Raw genomic sequence first — 17,435 nt, forward strand, 5'->3', positions numbered from 1 at the left:
TCCCCGCCCCGGTCGCGAAGCCGACAGGCTGCCCATACGCTCCGAAATGTGACGTCATCCTTGATCCGGGGCCGTCCGAGGCACGCCACCGGGCACATAGGTGTGCGGGTGGGGCATGCCGTGCTGGGCGGGATGGCCGGAGCGGTCTGGCTGGTGTTGCCGGTGACGACGACCACCGCTCAAGATCCGGTTCCCGCGGCGGCGCGCGAGCCGGTCGCGGTGACCCAGGCGGACGGGGCGTCCACCGCCGACTACGTGCTGCCGCTGGTCGCCGTGGCGGCCGCCGGTGCGCTGGGCGGCTACGGCTACATACGGCGGGTACGGAGGTCCCGCACGCGGACCACCCCCGGGATCATCTCCGCCGCCCCGCCGACGCCGTCTCCCGTCGATTTCGAGCGGCAGGCCCGGGCCGCCCTGGTCCTCGCCGACGACTGCGTCCGCGCCAGCCGGGAGGCGCTCGGGTACGTCGACGGCGGCGAGTCCGTCGTACGGGCCCTGCGGGCGGCCGAGACCGAGCTGTCGGCCGCGTTCGCGATATGGCGGCGGTACGAGGAGGGGATACCGGGGGACGACACCGGCCGGCGGCAGGCGCTGGTGGGCGTGGTGGGGCGGTGTGCGGAGGCGGGGCGCCAACTGGACGCGGCGGCGGAGGTGTTCGACGCCGAGTGGGGTGCGGGGGATGCGCTGGCGGTGGCCGAGGGGCGGTTCCGGGAACTGGCCGCGCGGACGAGCGGGGTGGCGGGTGCGCTGACGGAGGCGGGCGAGCGGTACGGGAGCGGGGCCGTCGCCTCCGTGGTGGGGTACGTCGAACAGGCGAAGGACCGGCTGGTGTTCGCGACCGGACGGCTCAACCAGGCCCGCCAGGACGCCGATTCGGGCGACCGCGACGGGTTCCGCCGTGGCTTGCGAGCCGCCGAGGGGGCGGTGGCGCAGGCCGGGGTGCTGCTGGACGGGGTGGCACGGCTCACCGAGGAACTGCGGGCGGCGGCGGGACTGGTGCCGGCCGCGCTCACGGGGGCGGAGGCGGAACTGGCGGGCGTCCGGGCGTCCGGCCCGCCGCCACGCCTGGGCCACGCCGACGCCGTACTGGCCGCCGTGCGGGAGGAGTTGACGGGTGGTCCGTACGACCCGCTGGACGCCCTGCGCCGGGTCGTGCGGGCGGTGGAGGGGACGGGGGGCGGGCGGTCCGGGGCGATCGCCGCCGGGGCGGACCTGGTGGCGCGCAGTGCGCTGGGGGTGGCGGACGACTTCGTGGGGGTGCATCGGGGGGCGGTGGGGGCGGAGGCGCGGGCGCTGCTGGCGGAGGCGGGGCGGGCCGCTGCCGCGGACGCGGACCGGCTGGCGCGGAGGGCACGGGAGCTGGCCGGGCGGGACGTACGGGCGCACGGGAACCCGTACGCCGGGGAGGCGGCCCATGAGAGCGGGCTCGCGGGGGCGGTGCTCGGGGGTGTGCTGCTGGGTGAGGAGGGGGACGGGGGGCCGGTGGTGGCGTTCGGGGGGCCGGAGACACGGACGCGGTTGCACTAGCCGCGAGAGGCCGTCGGGCGACTGCGGGTACGTGGGGGCTGGTCGCGCAGTTCCCCGCGCCCCTAAAGGGGCGCTACAGCGGCGCCGCCTCCAGGTGCAGGGAACTGCGCGGGCAACCACGACCGGCCGCACCAGCAAACCCGCCGCGGCCTCGAAGCGGTCCGCGGTGCCCCTTCTCAGAACAGGCTGAGCAATGCCTCCGCGGGGTCCGTCAGGCCTGTCTCGCCGTCTGGCAGGGGCAGTTCGAACCAGACGGTCTTCCCGCGTGGCGTCCGGCGTGAGCCCCACGCCGCGCTCAGCAGCCCGACCAGTTGCAGCCCCCGGCCGCCCTCGTCCGTGTCGCGGGCGCGCCTGCGCCTCGGCTGGACCAGGCCGGAGTCCCACACCTCGCACACCAGCGTCCGGTCCAGCAGCAGCCGTAGCCGTATCTCCCCCTCGCCGTACCGCAGCGCGTTGGTGACCAGCTCGCTGACCAGCAGCTCCGCCGTGTCGACCAGCGGCTCCAGGTCCCAGGAGAGCAGCTGGCCGCGCGCGTACTCACGGGCGCGGCCCACACTGCGCGGCTCGCGCGGCAGCGTCCAGTCGCCGACCGACTCGGCCGGCAGCCCCTGCACACGTGCCATCAGCAACGCGATGTCGTCCTCGCCGTGGTGTGTGTCGAGGGTGCTCAGGACGTGGTCGCAGACGTCCTCGAGGGGTTGGGAGGGGTCGGTGAGCGCCCCTACGAAGGCCTGGAGTCCCTCGTCGAGGGGATGGTCGCGGGACTCGACCAGACCGTCCGTGTAGAGGGCGAGAAGGGCGCCCTCGGGGAGTTCGACCTCGACCTCCTCGAAGGGCTCGCCGCCCACGCCGAGTGGCATGCCGGGGGGCACGTCCAGCATCAACGCGTCCTCGCCGGGCTCCACGAGCACCGGGGGCAGATGGCCGGCGTTGGCGAACGTACAGCGCCTGGTGACCGAGTCGTAGACGGCGTACACGCAGGTCGCGAGGTAGACCTCGGAGAGGTCGGCGTCGCGGGGCTGGCGGGCCGTGCGGGTGGCCTGCTGGACTCCGCCGGGGGTGCCGAGGCCGCGGGCGATCTCGTCCAACGCCGAGAGGACTTCGGCGGGTTCGAGATCGAGAAGGGCCAGCGTACGGACCGCCGTGCGGAGTTCGCCCATCGCGACCGCCGCGCGCAGGCCTCGGCCCATCACGTCGCCGACCACCAGCGCCGTGCGGTGGCCGGGGAGTTCGATGACGTCGAACCAGTCGCCGCCGACCTCGGTGGCCGCGTTGCCTGGAAGGTAGCGGCAGGCGATGTCCAGGCCGGAGGCCTCGGGGTCGCCGGGCGGGAGCAGGGACCGCTGCAGTATCAACGCGCGTTCGTGCTCGCGGCGGTAGAGGCGGGCGTTGTCGATGCAGACGGCGGCGCGGGCGGCCAGCTCCACGGCCAGCTCGCGGTCGCGGTCGCCGAACGGCTCGCTGCCCTTGGTGCGGGCGAACTGGGCGAGGCCGACGACCGTGTCGTGGGCGACCATCGGGACGGCGAGGGTGGACTGGACGAGGCCGCCGTCCTCGGCCGGCACATGCTGCGGGCGGGCGGTGCGCAGGGCGTCCGCACAGGGCGAGTTGAAGGGGTAATGGTGGACGGCACCGACGGCGACCGGGGCGCCGCCGCCCACGAAGGGCGCGTCGGAGACCGCGCTGGCGAAGGCGACCCGGCGCAGCTCCGCGCTGCCGTCGGAGAGACCTGGCGGCCTCTCGTCGCCCGCCAGCAGGCCCTGGTAGAGGTCGACGGTGGCGAGGTCGCAGAAGCCGGGCACGACCACGTCGAGGAGTTCGCGGGCGGTGGTCTCCAGGTCGAGGGAGTTTCCGATACGGGCCCCGGCCTCGTTGAGGAGGGCGAGATTCCGCCGGGCCGCGGCGGCCTCGCGGGCGGCGGCACGGCGTGCGGTGATGTCCAGGCCGAGCCAGGCGATGCCGATGGGGCGGCCGGTGCCGCTGTGCACCCGGTAGAGGTTGATGGACCAGTGCCGGCGCTCGTCGGAGCCCGGGACGAAGCCCGTGACGTGCATGTCCGTGATGGAGTTGCCGGTCTCCAGGACCCGTCGCAGGGTGGCCGCGACCCGCTCGGCCTCGGAGCGCGGCAGATAGTCGTGGACGCCCTTGCCGCGGTGGTCGTCGGGGCTGCCGCCGAAGATGGAGGAGAACCGCACGTTCACGCGGCGGATCCGCAGGTCGGTGTCGATCAGCAGGAAGCCGAACGGAGATTGACCGAATATCGACTGCGAGGCGGCGAGGTCGGTCTCGATGCTGCGTAGGGTGCGGACGTCGACCACTATGCACACGGCCGCGTTCTCGCCCTCGGCGGTGCGGGTGGGCATGACGTAGACCTCCGCGAGGCCCTCCTCGCCGCGCTCGCCGTCGGCCGTGCCGGGCATCCGGAACGGGACCACACCGGTCCACTCCCGCCCGTCCAGGATCTCGGCCATCTTCCGTTGGCCGCGCTCGCGCAGGTCGGGGTCTATGAACGCCTCGATGGGGTCCATGCCGACGGCACGCTCGGCGGGGATGCCGAAGATCTGCTCGGCGCGCAGGCTCCACTGGTCGACCAGGCCGCCGGCGCCGATGGAGAACGAGGCGACCTTGATGTAGTCGTAGATCGAGCCGGGCGGACTGCTCTGCCACATGGCGTCGCCGGGGGCCGCGGCTGTCTCCGCGGTCCCCGCACTCGCACCGTCCGACGGGTCCTCGGACTCCGTGGCCTTAGCTGGTATCTCGCTCACGCGAACCGTCCCCTCCAGCTCACCGCTCCCGGCACCGGTCACCGGGTGCGGCTGCCCGCAGTATCCAGCACTACGGTGCCGCCTGACACGGTGTTCACGATCACAGCACGGTCCCGACGATTTCCGGACGGGGCCGTGCCAACACTGCCAGTCTTCTAACCAGGGAACACGCCGTCGAATCACGCACTCCGGCACCCATTCCCCGGCCACTCCCGCGAGTGGACGAGGTAGCGCTGCGTGTACACCCCGTTCACCCGGTTCGGTCGGGTACCGCCAGCTCGAACCAGACCGTCTTTCCGGTGTCGCCGGGCCGGCTACCCCAGCTGCGCGAGGAGCCGGCGACCAGCTGGAGGCCGCGGCCGCTCTCGTCGTCGGGGCTGGCGGCGCGCTCGCGCGGCGGGTCCGGGAGCGGGTCGGAGACCTCCACCCGCAGGGTGTCGCCGAGGTCGGCGGGGCGGACGAGGCGGACGCCGATGGGGCCGGTGGCGTGCCGGAGCGCGTTGGTGACCAGCTCGCTGACCAGCAGGGCGGTGATGTCGGCGAGGGTGCCGAGCCCCCAGTCGGCCAGTTGGTCACGGACCGCGGTCCGGGCGGTGCGCACGGCGCCCGGCTCCGCGGGAAAGGACCACTCGGCGGTCTCACCTTCGGTGTTGATCACACCGATCACTTCCCAGTCGCATCGCTGGCCGCGAGCCCACCCATGTCCGGTTTCGTGGGGTTAATGGGCACATACCCGATTACCGGGAGGCAGTACCGCGCGAGAGGGCGCACCGTGGCACGAACGGCGTCCGCCGAAGGGCCGAGCGCCTAAGGGGGAGGGGGTGCGGGTGCCGGGCGGCTGCGGCGCCGCCGTGGCCGGTAGCGCCCACGCGGCGGTGGCCGCGTATTCAACGCAGCCCCGCACCCCTTGTGGGGCTGGGGCTGCGCCCCTCGCCCCACCATGCGACTACCTCACGCACCGCCGGGACATCCTGGTCCAGCCAGTTCACATCCCAGAGTTCCTCGGGGGTCAGCCAACGTAGTTCGTCGTGGTCCTGGACGGGGCTGGGGGCGCCGGAAACGGGCAGGAGGCGCGCCGTCCAGACCTGGAGGACGTACGGGGGACTCAGGGGCCACTCCCCCGGTACCCGTGCCAGCGTTTCCGCCTCCACGCCGAGTTCCTCGCGCAGTTCGCGCACCAGGGCCTGCTCGGGGGTCTCGCCGGGCTCGACCTTGCCGCCGGGGAGCTCCCAGCGGCCGGCCAGCTCAGGGGGTGCGCTGCGGCGGGCCGCGAGCAGGCGGCCGGCGTCGAGCAGGGCGGCTCCGACCACCACGATCCGTTCGCTCATGGCCCGGAGCCTACGGGAGGCGACGGAGGGATCAGTTACGGGCGGAGCCCTCCCCGTTGCCGTTGCTGTGGCCGACGCGCTCGACCCAGTAGAGCTGCTTGTGCCCGCGGTCGTCGAGACTGTCGGCGATCTTCTGCGCCTCGGCCCGGGTCGCGTACCGGCCGACGCGGTAGCGATTGCCGCTGTCGTCCTGCCGTATGACGAGCCAGGGGAGAGAGACCGTGCCCTCCGTCATCGCACCCCTCCGTTTCTCCCGGCTCCCGCCCATCCCCGCCCCGCTAAGGAAACCGCAGTCCGCATATGCCCGAGCGTACGCCCAACCTTTACGCAGCGAATACGGCTTTTCACAAAGAGGTACGCAACCAGCCAGAACGGTGGGGGCGCACGAGGACGAACGCGCCGGTCGTGCACCCGGTGCATCGAGTCGGAGGCATACCGCGGACAGCCGGGGCCACCTGGGAGAACGGCCGGATTGCAGCGGTCGGGCCCGAGGCCTGACAGAGGCCGTGGAGGCGTCAACTATCGCAAGGGTGTGCGCTACTTCACGGGCAGGTGGTACGCGGCACGGTACCGGTCGGCCGGGATGACGACGTCCGCGGTCTCCACGGGGCGGCCGGAGGCGTAGTACGTCCGCTGGATCACCAGGACCACATGGCCGGGGACACCGCCCAGGGTGAGCAGTTCCTCGGCGAGGCCGGGGCGGGCGCCGACCTCCTCGGTGACGTTGTCCACGATGACGTCGATGGCGCGCATCCGCTCGACCACGCCCATGCCGCCGAGGGGGCCCTCCTCGGGCAGCATCACGGGGGTGCGGCCGGTGACGGCGAGGGGCTCCCAGGAGGTGGAGAGCATCATCGGCTCGCCGGCGTCCCGGAAGAGATACCGGGTGCGCATCACACGGTCGCCGACGTGGATGCCGAGCCGGTCGGCGATCACCACGCCGGCCTCTGCCTGCTCGCTCCTGGACTCCCAGGTGCCGCGCGCGGTCGCGTCGGACTGCTCCTGCCGGAACGGGGTGGCGCCGCCGACCGGGCGGAACCCGGAGCGGGCCACCCGCCGGGGCACGGGCCGCTCCCGCACATAGGTCCCGGAGCCGGAGCGGCCCTCGACCAGCCCCTCGGCCATCAGCACCTTGCGGGCCTCCAGGGCGACGGTGTCGGAGACGCCGTACTCCTCGCGGATGCGGGCCTGGGAGGGGAGCCGGGTGTGGGGGGGCAGCGAACCGTCGACGATCTTCTTACGGAGATCACCCGCGACACGCAGATACGCCGGCTGCTCACCGAAAGTCACTGGCCACTCCCATCAGGTTCTACAGACAGCAACAGCCTGGCAACCGTGGGTTGTGCCATGCAAGCAAAGGCCAGAGAATCACTCGATGTGATGACATGTGACCGGGGAAGGCTTTACGCAGGCACTTTCTCCCCCGTTATGGCCGCGGTCACACCTCCATTCCGGAGCCACTTCCTCCGCTGCCGGAGTCGCCGCCTCCGTCGTCGTACGAGGGCGGGGTGATGGCGAGGCCCAGAGCCTTGCGCGCGGTGACCGTCCGCTTCGGGTCGAGCAGCGCCGAGCCCTTGTCGTAGTGGCTGTAGTAAGTGTCCGAGTCCGTGGCCGCGGCCGCCTTCGCCCATTCCGAGCGGGCCTTGTCCAGGTCCGCGACCAGGTCGTTCACCGTCTGCTTCGCGTCCGGTTGCCAGTGGTGTGCGCCCAGCATCGCGGTCTGCCGGGTGATGGCCTTGCTCACCCGGCCCGCCCAGGCCTGGTACCCGGGCAGGTCGTCCTCGACGTACTCCGCATCGGGGACCGTGCCGAGGGCGGTGTTGAGGACGTGCGCGGCGTCGAGGTAGGCGACCTGGTCGGCGTCCAGCATGCTCTCGTCGTTGCGCAGCGAACCGGACAGCGTGCGGCCCTCGGTCGTGTTGCCGAAGACGCAGGTCACCTCCCTGTCGCCGTACCCCCAACTGTCCTCGCTGGGCGTGAAGTAGTACACGTCGACGTCGTCGGGGACCGCCCAGCCGTCCATCGCGTAGCCGTCCTCCAGGGCGTAGCAGCGCGCGCCTGCGGAGTCGCCGATCCGGGCGTCGCCCGGGTAGGTCGAGCCCTTGAGGTGGTAGGTGGCGAAGACCTCGCCGTCGTGCGCCTTCTCGCAGTCCACGGTGGTGACATCCGAGACCAGGTCGCCGGTGAGGGTGCCGTCGGGGGTGTCGAAGCAGTCGCCGGTGGACAGCGAGAGGCTGGAGCTGTCGTTCGCGCCCTCCTTGACACCCTCCCAGAAGCCGGACGCGCCGCCGGTGGCGAGCAAGAGCACCCACAGGGCCAGTCCGATCCCGGAGAACACCGACCCGGTGACCGCCATCGCCCTGCCGCGCTCCCCCCGCCTGCGGATCTGGCTCAGCGCGACCAGCCCCAGCACCAGCCCCACCCCGGGCAGACAGCACAGCAGCCCGAGCACGAGGGAGGCGATGGCGAGGCCGTTGACGGGCTCCGGGACGGCGTAGGGGCCGTAGCCCTGGCCCCAGGGCTGGTACGGCGAGGGGTACGGCGGCTGCTGTCCGTACGGGTACTGGGGGTGCTGCGGGTACTGCGGCAGGCCCGCCTGGGGCGGCTGGTACGGCCCTTGTGGCTGCTGGGGGCCGGGAGGCGGAGGTATGGACACCGGTACCGTGCTCCTGAGGGGGCGTCTGGCCGCGTGAAACGGACGGCTGAACTGATGTACGACTGCGCGCATCGTAAGCGCGCCGTGAACGGGGGCGGAATGAGGGTGGGGAGAGCGGCCGTGCGTACGGTGAACGCGCTCACCGCGCGCTGGGCGACCGCTTCGCGGGACGGCGCGGTGTTCTCGGCGGCCGGGGTGTGGCAGAAGCAAATCCCGGGCGGTCAGCTTCCCTACGGGGAGCCCGGTCCGGGCCTGAGCGTGGAGAAGCCGCGGTGCGCCGGCCCGACGCCGCCCTTTCTCGACGTGACGACAGGGGCGTACGACATGACGACCGGTCACAGCCTGCCGGAACCGGACCGACTGTTCCGCTCGCCCTGCACCGGCACTCCCCGCTCGCCCTCGCGGCGGGCCGGGTCACGGATCCCCTGCCCTTCCCCGAGTACTCCTGGGAGGACGACCAATGAACGACACCGTCAGCGCCGTCAACGCGCTCACCGCACGCTGGGCGCAGCGGACCAGACAGGGCACGGTCTTCTCGGCCGCCGGTGTCTGGCCGCTGCTGGCCTTCCTCGCCGACGGGGCGGCGGGCCCCGCCCGGGACGAACTGAGCCGGGCCGTCGGGATGCAAGCCGACCAAGCAGCGGCCGGGGCGCGGGAGTTACTCGGCGACCTCGACTCGATGCACGGTGTCGGGGCGGCCCTGGGACTGTGGACCGACCGTGCGCTGGAGCTGCGCGAGCAGTGGGCGGCGGGACTGCCCGCCGAGGCGCACGGGGTGCTCGGCGCCGACCCCGCGGCCTCCCAGGAGGCGCTGGACGCGTGGGCGGCCAAGCGCACCGAGGGGCTGGTCGGGCGGATGCCGGTCAAGCTGACCGAGGGCGCCCGGATGGTGCTCGCGACCGCGCTGGCCCTGCACACGGACTGGCGGCAGCCGTTCGAGGAGACCGTGCTGCGGCCAGGCTCCGGGCCCTGGCAGGGCCGTACCCTGGCCGGTCTCAGCCGCAGCAGTGTCCGGACGGACCGGATCGGGGTGACCGCGGGCCCGGACGGGCACGTCACCATCCTGAAGGTGCTGGGCGGCAACGCCCTCGACGTCCATCTCCTGCTCGGCGAGGAGGGGATGGCGCCCGGGCAGGTGCTGCATACCGGCATCGGCGTCCTGGAGCGCGCCCTGCCGGTGACCACCGGCGGCCAGCTGCCCTACGGGCAGGCGGGACCGGGGGTGGCCGTGGAGCGGCTGCCGTCGCTCACCCCGGACCCGGTACGGCTCGATGTGACGACCGTCGGCTTCGAGGTGCGCGCGGACCACGATCTGCTCCAGCTGCACGGTCTGTTCGGGCTCTCCACGGCCGCCGACGCCCGCGAGGGGCACTTCCCGGGCATCAGCGCCGCGCCGCTGGCCATCGGGGCGGCCGGGCAGTCCGCGGTCGCGGAGTTCGGGCCGCTGGGCTTCCGGGCCGCCGCGGTGACGGCCGTCCTCGCGGCGCCGGGCGGCGGGCCGCCGCAGTACCGGCACGAGTCGACTGTCGTCCGGGCCACCTTCGACCGGCCGTTCGGCTTCCTCGCCGTGCACCGCGACAGCCGGCTGGTCCTGGCGGCGGGCTGGGTCGCGGACCCGACCGAGGCGGGCTAGTCGAAGTCGGTGGCCCGGGTGCGCTTCTCCCAGACGGCGATGTCCCGTCGCACGACGTCCAGTTGCGTCAGTACGGCGGTCACCGCGTCGTCGCCCAGGGGCAGGTGCAGCGGGGTCTCCTCGGCGTCCAGGGCGGCCAGGATCAGGGCGGCCGCCTTGGCCGGGTCGCCGGGCTGGCTGCCGCGGCCGCCCTCGACGGCGCCACGGGTCTGGGTGACCTTCGGGTACACCCCGGTGTCGGGGCTGGTCCCGGCCCGGCTGGTGTCGAAGAGGGAGGTACGGAAGGCGCCCGGCTCCACGATCAGCACCTTGATCCCGAACTCCCGCACCTCGTCGGCGAGCGCCTCGGACATGCCCTCCAGCGCGAACTTCGTGCCGCTGTAGGCCGAGAAGCCCGCGAAGGACATCTGCCCGCCCATGCTGCTCATCTGCACGATCGCCCCCGAGCGCTGGGCGCGCAGCTGCGGCAGGACCGCTCGCACCAGCGCGGCCGGGCCGAGGACATGCAGGTCGAACAGGTCGCGCAGTTCGGCGTCGGTGGTCTCCTCGAAGGCGCCGACATGGGTGCGGCCGGCGTTGTTGACGAGGACGTCGATCCGTCCGTGCCGGGCCACGACGTCCCGTACCGCGGGCTCGATCGCGGCGATGTCCGTGACGTCCAGACGGACCTGGTCCACCCGCCCGGGATGGGCGGCGGCCAGGTCGTCCAGTGCCTCGGGGCGCCGGGCCGCCCCGAGGACGGTGTCACCCGCGGCGAGCGCGGCCTCGGCCAGCGCACGGCCGAAGCCGCTGCTCGCCCCGGTGATCAGCCAGATCCTGGTCATGTGCGGTCTCCCTGCTGTCGCGGTCGGTCCAGCCGACCACCTTCACCCGGAAGGGAGTTCACGTCCAACAGGTTTTCCGGGACGGGTTCACCTCACCGGCGTACGCCGTGGGTGATGCGCAATCTGAGGGTGCGTGCTTCGGGGCGCAGCGCGAACTCGGGCCACACGTCCGGTCCGCAGGCCCGGGAGCCGAGGCCGTGCTGGGCCGCGTCGATGATGAGGTGGCTGGTGGTGGACTCCGGGAGTTCGAAGGGGTGGGCGGCCCGGGCGAGCTGTTGGGGGGTGTGGCGGGTGAGGGTGAAGCCGGGGCGCCGGCCGCGGGTGTCGGGGAGGGCCGTGAGGTGCAGTACCTCGGTGTCGGCGCCGGTCAGGGTGAGGTGGCGGAGCCGGGAGCGGTGGCCGGTCTCCTGGGGGCGTGCGTAGCCGGCCGAGAGGTCCGGGACGGCGGCGGAGAAGCGGCCGGTGCGGGCCGCACGGAGGCTGTCGGGGTAGGACTCGTGCGGGCCCAGGCCGAACCAGTCGGCGCCGTCCACCGGGGCCGTCCCGTCGGGCAGTTCGAAGCGCACCCCGATCCGCGGCCACACCGTCCGCCAGCCGCGCGAGGGCTCGATCTCCACGCGCAGTTCCAGCTCGCCGTCCTCGATGGACCACACGGACTCCACCGTCACCGACAGCGCGGAGTGCGCGGCGGAGACCCGGTCGACGGTGCGCAGGGCGTCCGTGGCCTCCTCCACGGTGACCCGCCGTGCGGTGAGGCGGTCGAGTCCGTCGCGGCGCCACAGCTCGGCGCTGGACACCCCGGCGGCACTGGCGTCACTGCCCTCCAGCCGGTCGGACGTGCCCTCGTCGTTGTCGGTCGGCGCCCGGAACAGCTCAAGACGCGGACCGGTCACCGCGCGCCCGGCGAGGCGGGTGAGGGAGCCGCCGGCGAACTCGGCGATGCCGAGGGTGAGCGTGCCCTCGCCCGGCCGCCAGCCGGTCCGGTGCCGGACGGCGGGCACGGGCCGCCGCACCGAGCGGTCGAGTTGGGCGGTGGCGACCTCGTGTCCCGCGGGTGCCCAGGGGGTCTCCGCCGCCAGCACCGCCTCGACCGTCAGCCAGGTCTCGGCGTCCGCCGCCACCGGGACCGGCGGCAGCGGCACCCGCTCCGACTCGCCCGCCGCCACCACCGGGACCTCCAGGTCCCCCGACTCCACGAGGGTGCCGTCGTGCTCGACTCGCCAGCAGAACCGCAGGTCGGAGGTGTCGGCGGAGTGCCGCAGATTGGTGATCGCGAGCTGGTCGTCGTCGAACACGAAGCGGATCGGCTGAACCACCGCCTTGAACTCGTGGAGGCCGGGCGTCGGCACGTCGTCGCTCAGCACCATGCCGTCCATGACGAAGTTGCCGTCGTGCACGACCTCGCCGAAGTCGCCGCCGTAGGCGTAGTACGGCGTCCCGTCCGGGGTCCGGGCCAGGATGCCGTGGTCGCGCCACTCCCAGACGAAGCCGCCGTGCAGCCGGGGGTGGCGGTGTACCAGTTCCTCGTACTGGTCGAGGGCGCCGGGTCCGTTGCCCATCGCGTGGGCGTACTCGCACAAGAGGAACGGCCTGGTGCGCAGCCGGGTGCCCTGGGCGGGGGTGCAGCCGAGCAGCGGGGCACGGGAACCGTCCGTGCCGATCTGCTCGGTCTCCGTCACCGTCGCGTACATGCGTGAGTAGACGTCGGTGTACTCGCCGGTGTGGTCGCCCTCGTAGTGCACGGGACGCTCGGGGTCGCGGGCGTGCACCCAGGCCGCCATGGCGGCGAGGTTGGCGCCGGTGCCGGCCTCGTTGCCGAGCGACCACATGACGACGCCGGGGTGGTTCTTGTCCCGCTCGACGGTGCGCTCGATACGGTCGAGGCAGGCCGCGCGCCAGGCCGGTTCGTCGGTCGGGTTGCCGGTCCAGCCGACGTGGTCGAAGCCGTGGGTCTCCAGATCGCATTCGAGGACGACCCAGAAGCCGAGTTCGTCGGCGAGGTCGAGCAGCCGGGGGTGCGGCGGGTAGTGGCTGGTGCGGATGGCGTTCACGTTGAACCGCTTCATCCGGGCCAGGTCCTCGCGGGCGTGCGCCTCGTCGAAGACCCGGCCGCGCCCGGGGTGCGCCTCATGGCGGTTCATGCCGTGGAAGACGACCCGGCGGCCGTTGACCAGGAAGCGGTCACCGCGAATCTCGACGGTGCGGAAGCCCACCCGCAGGGCGATGCTCTCGGCGGCCGAGGACACGGTGACGTCGTACAGGCGGGGCCGCTCGGCCGACCACGGCTCGATGCCCGGGATGTCGAGGGGTGCCACGTCGGCCGCCGTCTCCCAGACCCGCTCGACGCCCAGTTCGGGGATGCGCAGGGTGACGGGGAAGGCCGCCGGGTCGGCGGTGACCTCGGGGTCGATCCGCCCGTGCCCGTCGTCGTAACCGGTGCGCAGCCAGACGTCCTCGATGCCCCCGGCCGGGCGGGCGAGCAGGGTGACGTCCCGGAAGATGCCCGGCAGCCACCACTGGTCCTGGTCCTCCAGGTAGCTGGCCGCCGACCACTGGTGCACCCGGACGGCGACGACGTTGTCACCGGGGCGGACCGCGGACGTCACGTCGAACTCGTGGGCCAGCCGGCTGCCGCTCGCGCTGCCGATCTCGACGCCGTTCACCCACACCTTGAACAGCGACTCCACCCCGTCGAAGCGCAGCAGGACCCGCTCGGCGTCCGACCAGCCGTCGGGCAGGCCGAAGTGGCGGCGGTAGTCGCCGGTGGGGTTCTCGTCGGGGACGTGCGGCGGGTCGATCGGGAACGGGAACTGGATGTTCGTGTAGATCGGCCGGCCGTAGGCCCCGTCGCCCTCCAGCACCCAGTGCGCGGGCACCGGGATGCCGTCCCAGCCCTGGTCGTCGAAGTCCTCGGCCGCGAACTCCTCGTCGACGGCCGCCGTCGGCGACAGCCGGAAGCGCCAGTTTCCGTTGAGCGGGAGGGCGGGGGCGTCGGAGTGCAGCCAGGAGCGGGCCGGGCGCAGGGCGCCACGCCACGGGGCGGTGTCCGATACGTACGCGGAGTGCTCGGAGGGCAAGGCTTCACAACTTTCTGGGTGTCGGGGGGGGTGTTGTGCCGCTATCGGAGGACGACGGTGCGGATCTCCCAGGGGCCGAGGACGAGGGCGAGCCCGTCCTCCGTCACCGGCTCCGCGGCGATCGGCCGGCCGAGCAGGTCGACCGTCGTGGCCTCGGTGAAGGCGCCGGTCACGCGGACGGCCGACGCGGTGTCGCGCAGCGCGGCCAGCCGGACCTCGGTGCCGGGTCCGTGCTCGGGGTCGGTGACGCGCCGGATGCTCGACACCTGCACGTCCCGGCCGTCGACCTGGACACCGGTCGCGTCAGGGGGCAGCGGGCCACCGCCGGGGGCGGTCCCGCGGGCGACCAGGACGTCGGCCCGGAACTCCTCCGCGAGGGCGACCGCGTTCGCTCCCTGCCAGCCGCTCTCCCAGGGCAGCACGGCGAACCGGTTCTCGATGCGCATGCCCAGCTCCTGTGCGCCCGGGACGGGGATCTCGCTCGCCGCGGGTTCGTCGCGCAGGGGGTGGATGTTGACGCTGATCGAGCCGATGGCGCGCAGCAGGGTGAGGGCGAGGGCGGAGCCGTCGTCGACGAGTTCGTACTCGACCGAGTGGTCGAGCAGGACGGTGGCCGGGGCCGCCGACACGAAGGAGCCGGCGGGGAAGGTCGGGATGGGGTACTCGCCCCAGCCGCCCTCGGCGGTCAGTCCGCGCTCGGTGACGGCGAACTGCCCTGCCGACGCGGAGGTGGTGACGGGCACGGGCAGCGGGACGTGGAAGCGGAGACGGTGGTCGGCGCTCCGGTTGAGGAACGCGGTGGCGATCCGGACGAAGGGCTCGCCGGCGCGGACCTCCACCAGCGTCTCCACCGGTGTCGGCACGGTCCGGGCGCTACGCCGGTCACGGTCGTCGGTACGGAGCGCATCGGGCCAGTCGTAGACCCGGGTGACGCGCAGCCGGGAGCGCAGGGGGCCGGTTTCCAGGAGTTCGACGTCGACCCGGACCGGCTCGTGGACGAGCTGGTCATGGGCCGGGGGCGCGTAGTTGTAGCTGTCGCCCCGGTCGCCGCCGTCGACGAGACGCCCGACCCCGGACAGGACGGTGCCGTCGGCGCCGGTCATGTCGAGGGTGCCGTCGGTCGCGACGGCGACCGTGACCAGGCCGTTGGACAGGGTGTCCGCCGTCCCGGACGCGGGCCGCGTCGCCGGGGCGGCGGGCCGGTCGCCCGCCGCCACCCGGAAGGTGGTCAGTCCGCAGGCAGGGACGGGCACCGCCACCAGCGCGGTGGCCCGGGCCTGGGCCAGGGTCCGCACCCGCCACTCCCCCGGGTGCGCGGCCGCCGCGGCGGCGACCTCGCCGCGGAGGGTCATCAGGTCGAAGGGGCCGCCGACGGGCACTTCGGCGAGGTGGAAGACCATTTCGTGCGGGGTGAGTTCATAGCGGTCGATCAGCAGGCCGAACAGCTCACGGCGGTGGATGCGGCGCAGTACGCGTTCGAGCTGTGTCGCGTCCAGGCGCTCGTCGCTCAGGACGGTCGGGGCGTGCGAGACCAGCTGCACCGGATGCGCCGTCCCGTCGGCGCTGGTCGCGACCAGTGTTCCGTCCTCGGGCGGGGCGACGACGTCCACCTCGACCAGTGCGGTACGGGGTACGGGCAGCGGGTTGGCGACCAGGTGGCCGTCGCTCGGCACCAGAGCGGCGGGCTCGGCGAGGGCCGCGTCCCGGACCGCCCGGGCGGTCTGCGCGGCCTCGGCGAGGCGGGCGGCGACCTGGTCGCAGGTCTCGTCGGTGCCGGAGCCGACCACCGAGTCATGGGCGGTCGACTCGATGATCTTGTGCCAGGCGAGGGCGAGGAAGTGCGACTCGTCGCGCCGGGACCACAGGGCGTTCATCCGCTCGGCGTGGTCGACGGTCCGCTCGGCGAGGGCCATCCGCTGCTTGAGCCCGAGCCGTACGGACAGCACGCCCGGCAGGATGTTGCCCCGGACATGGCTGCGCAGTTCACCGGTGACGACCGCGGTCACCTCGTCCCGTACGTGCTTGCGTATGTACTCGTCGAGCGTGGCGACGGTGATCGGCCGCTGCTCGCCGGAGGCCTGCCGCAGCCAGTCCGCCAGCCGCGGGTCGGGCGCGTTGTGGTCGGTGCCGGCCATGGCCAGGAGCGGGTCGCCGCCCCAGCGTCCGGCGGTCAGCTCGGCGTACTCGGCGAGCGCCTGCCGGATCCGGTCCGGTACCAGCAGGACGTCGAGGCCGTTGTCGTACCCGTCGAAGAGGAACTCGGTGCGGACCTCGGAGCCGTCGGGGGCGCGCCAGCGGAAGGCGTGGCCGTCGACCGCGCCGGGCACCCCGCGCCACAGGGCCGCGTGCTCGATGCCGGCGCGGGCCAGGATCTGCGGCATCTGCGCGATGTGGCCGAACATGTCCGGCAGATAGCCGATGGGCATCGCCCCGCCGAGGCGCTTCGCGGCCGCCCACCCCATCTGCAGGTTGCGGACGATGGTCTCGCCGGAGCAGAGGAACTCGTCGAGCAGGATCAGCCAGGGCCCGACGGCGAGCCGGCCCTCGCGGACCAGGGCCGCGACCCGGTCGCGGTTTTCCGGGCGCATCTCCAGATAGTCCTCGACCGCCGCCATCTGCCCGTCGACGGTGAACCGGAAGTCCGGATCCGCCTCGGCCGTCGCCAGCACGGTGTCGAGGGCGGTGACAAGGCGGTGCCGGAACACCTGGAACGGCTCGTACCACTCCCGGTCCCAGTGGAAGTGGGGCACGAAGACGGCGGAGTCGGGCATGACGAAGGGCACCTTCCGGGTGGTCACTTGAGGGAGCCGGCGGCGAGTCCGGTCCGCCAGAAGCGCTGGAGCAGGATGAACACGATGATTACGGGCACGATCGAGACCAGTGAGCCGGTGATGATGGACTGCTGGAGCGCCGGGGCGCGGGCGGTCTGGCCGTTCCACTCGTACAGGCCGAGGGTGATCGGGAAGAGGGACTCCTTCTGCAGCATCACCATCGGCAGGAAGAAGTTGTTCCAGATGGCCACGAACTGGAACAGGAAGATGGTCACCAGGGCCGGTGTCATCAGCCGGAACGCCACCGAGAAGAAGGTGCGGAACTCGCCGGCGCCGTCCAGGCGCGCCGACTCGATCAGCTCCTGCGGTACGGCCGCGTTCGCGAAGATTCGCGCGAGGTAGACGCCGAACGGGCTGACGATGCTGGGCAGGAACACCGCGAGATAGGTGTTGACCAGCCCAGTGGCCGAGAACAGCAGGAACAGCGGCAGGGCGAGCGCGGTGGTGGGCACCAGGACGCCGCCGAGGATGACGGAGAACAGGAACTCCCGGCCGCGGAACCGGAACTTGGCGAGGGCGTAGCCGCACAGCGCGGAGATCAGGGTGCCGACGCCCGCGCCCAGCACCGCGTACACAACGGTGTTGAGGGCCCAGCGGCCGAAGATGCCGTCGCTGCGGGTGAACAGGACCCGCAGGTTGTCGAACAGGTTGAAGTGCGAGAACGCCAGCCCGTTGGTGGTGGCGAGGTCGCCCTGCGGCTTGGTCGCCGCGACCACCAGGAAGTAGACAGGCAGCAGGAAGTACACGGCCAGCAGCAGCATCAGGCCCATGGCGGCGGTCCGGCTGACACGGCT

General features: G+C 72.9%; 12 protein-coding genes. 2 read left to right on the top strand and 10 right to left on the bottom strand.

What is annotated here, in order from left to right; translation table 11 throughout:
* Positions 1-48: 48 nt before the first annotated feature.
* Positions 49-1,527: a hypothetical protein gene (locus ACZ7OO_RS01215; RefSeq protein WP_471500266.1), complete on the top strand. Its 1,479-nt coding sequence runs from the start codon at positions 49-51 to the stop codon at positions 1,525-1,527.
* A 176-nt stretch (positions 1,528-1,703) separates the two neighbouring features.
* Here the strand turns inward: ACZ7OO_RS01215 and ACZ7OO_RS01220 are convergent, their stop codons facing one another.
* The 6 genes from ACZ7OO_RS01220 to ACZ7OO_RS01245 form a co-directional block, all read right to left on the bottom strand.
* Complete coding sequence (locus ACZ7OO_RS01220) at positions 1,704-4,292, bottom strand: SpoIIE family protein phosphatase (RefSeq protein WP_471500268.1); 2,589 nt, start codon at positions 4,290-4,292, stop codon at positions 1,704-1,706.
* Positions 4,293-4,542: 250 nt separating this feature from the next.
* On the bottom strand, positions 4,543-4,959 hold the full coding sequence (locus ACZ7OO_RS01225; protein WP_471500270.1) for an ATP-binding protein: 417 nt from the start codon (positions 4,957-4,959) through the stop codon (positions 4,543-4,545).
* Between the two features lie 220 nt (positions 4,960-5,179).
* Complete coding sequence (locus ACZ7OO_RS01230) at positions 5,180-5,620, bottom strand: (deoxy)nucleoside triphosphate pyrophosphohydrolase (RefSeq protein WP_471500272.1); 441 nt, start codon at positions 5,618-5,620, stop codon at positions 5,180-5,182.
* A gap of 31 nt (positions 5,621-5,651) precedes the next feature.
* On the bottom strand, positions 5,652-5,855 hold the full coding sequence (locus ACZ7OO_RS01235; RefSeq protein ID WP_471500274.1) for an SPOR domain-containing protein: 204 nt from the start codon (positions 5,853-5,855) through the stop codon (positions 5,652-5,654).
* 302 nt (positions 5,856-6,157) lie between these two features.
* A complete protein-coding gene (locus ACZ7OO_RS01240) occupies positions 6,158-6,910 on the bottom strand; it encodes a GntR family transcriptional regulator (protein ID WP_471500276.1) in 753 nt (250 codons plus the stop codon).
* A gap of 148 nt (positions 6,911-7,058) precedes the next feature.
* Positions 7,059-8,276: a DUF4190 domain-containing protein gene (locus ACZ7OO_RS01245; RefSeq protein WP_471500278.1), complete on the bottom strand. Its 1,218-nt coding sequence runs from the start codon at positions 8,274-8,276 to the stop codon at positions 7,059-7,061.
* 460 nt (positions 8,277-8,736) lie between these two features.
* On the opposite strand from ACZ7OO_RS01245, the gene ACZ7OO_RS01250 reads away from it, so the two are divergent.
* Positions 8,737-9,909, top strand: coding sequence for a serpin family protein (locus ACZ7OO_RS01250; RefSeq protein ID WP_471500279.1), 1,173 nt, complete (start codon positions 8,737-8,739; stop codon positions 9,907-9,909).
* On the opposite strand, the gene ACZ7OO_RS01255 is transcribed toward ACZ7OO_RS01250, so the two are convergent.
* From ACZ7OO_RS01255 to ACZ7OO_RS01270, 4 genes are all read right to left on the bottom strand, one after another.
* Complete coding sequence (locus tag ACZ7OO_RS01255; RefSeq protein ID WP_471500281.1) at positions 9,906-10,733, bottom strand: oxidoreductase; 828 nt, start codon at positions 10,731-10,733, stop codon at positions 9,906-9,908. The genes ACZ7OO_RS01250 and ACZ7OO_RS01255 overlap by 4 nt on opposite strands.
* 92 nt (positions 10,734-10,825) lie before the next feature.
* Positions 10,826-13,810, bottom strand: a complete 2,985-nt coding sequence (locus ACZ7OO_RS01260) for a glycoside hydrolase family 2 TIM barrel-domain containing protein (protein ID WP_471500283.1) — start codon at positions 13,808-13,810, stop codon at positions 10,826-10,828.
* A 41-nt stretch (positions 13,811-13,851) separates the two neighbouring features.
* A complete protein-coding gene (locus ACZ7OO_RS01265) occupies positions 13,852-16,581 on the bottom strand; it encodes a glycoside hydrolase family 38 N-terminal domain-containing protein (RefSeq protein ID WP_471500285.1) in 2,730 nt (909 codons plus the stop codon).
* Between the two features lie 23 nt (positions 16,582-16,604).
* The gene (locus ACZ7OO_RS01270; protein WP_471501222.1) at positions 16,605-17,411 is read right to left on the bottom strand and encodes a carbohydrate ABC transporter permease; all 807 of its coding nucleotides are present in this window, start codon (positions 17,409-17,411) and stop codon (positions 16,605-16,607) included.
* Between the last annotated feature and the right edge of the window lie 24 nt (positions 17,412-17,435).

It is taken from the genome of Streptomyces sp. NPDC111744 (genome assembly GCF_055634995.1).

Coding starts and splice junctions, on each gene's coding strand:
- ACZ7OO_RS01230 (WP_471500272.1), bottom strand. CDS start 5,620: ATGAGCGAACGGATCGTGGTGGTCGGAGCCGCCCTGCTCGACGCCGGC.
- ACZ7OO_RS01235 (WP_471500274.1), bottom strand. CDS start 5,855: ATGACGGAGGGCACGGTCTCTCTCCCCTGGCTCGTCATACGGCAGGAC.
- ACZ7OO_RS01250 (WP_471500279.1), top strand. CDS start 8,737: ATGAACGACACCGTCAGCGCCGTCAACGCGCTCACCGCACGCTGGGCG.
- ACZ7OO_RS01255 (WP_471500281.1), bottom strand. CDS start 10,733: ATGACCAGGATCTGGCTGATCACCGGGGCGAGCAGCGGCTTCGGCCGT.
- ACZ7OO_RS01265 (WP_471500285.1), bottom strand. CDS start 16,581: ATGCCCGACTCCGCCGTCTTCGTGCCCCACTTCCACTGGGACCGGGAG.
- ACZ7OO_RS01270 (WP_471501222.1), bottom strand. CDS start 17,411: ATGGGCCTGATGCTGCTGCTGGCCGTGTACTTCCTGCTGCCTGTCTAC.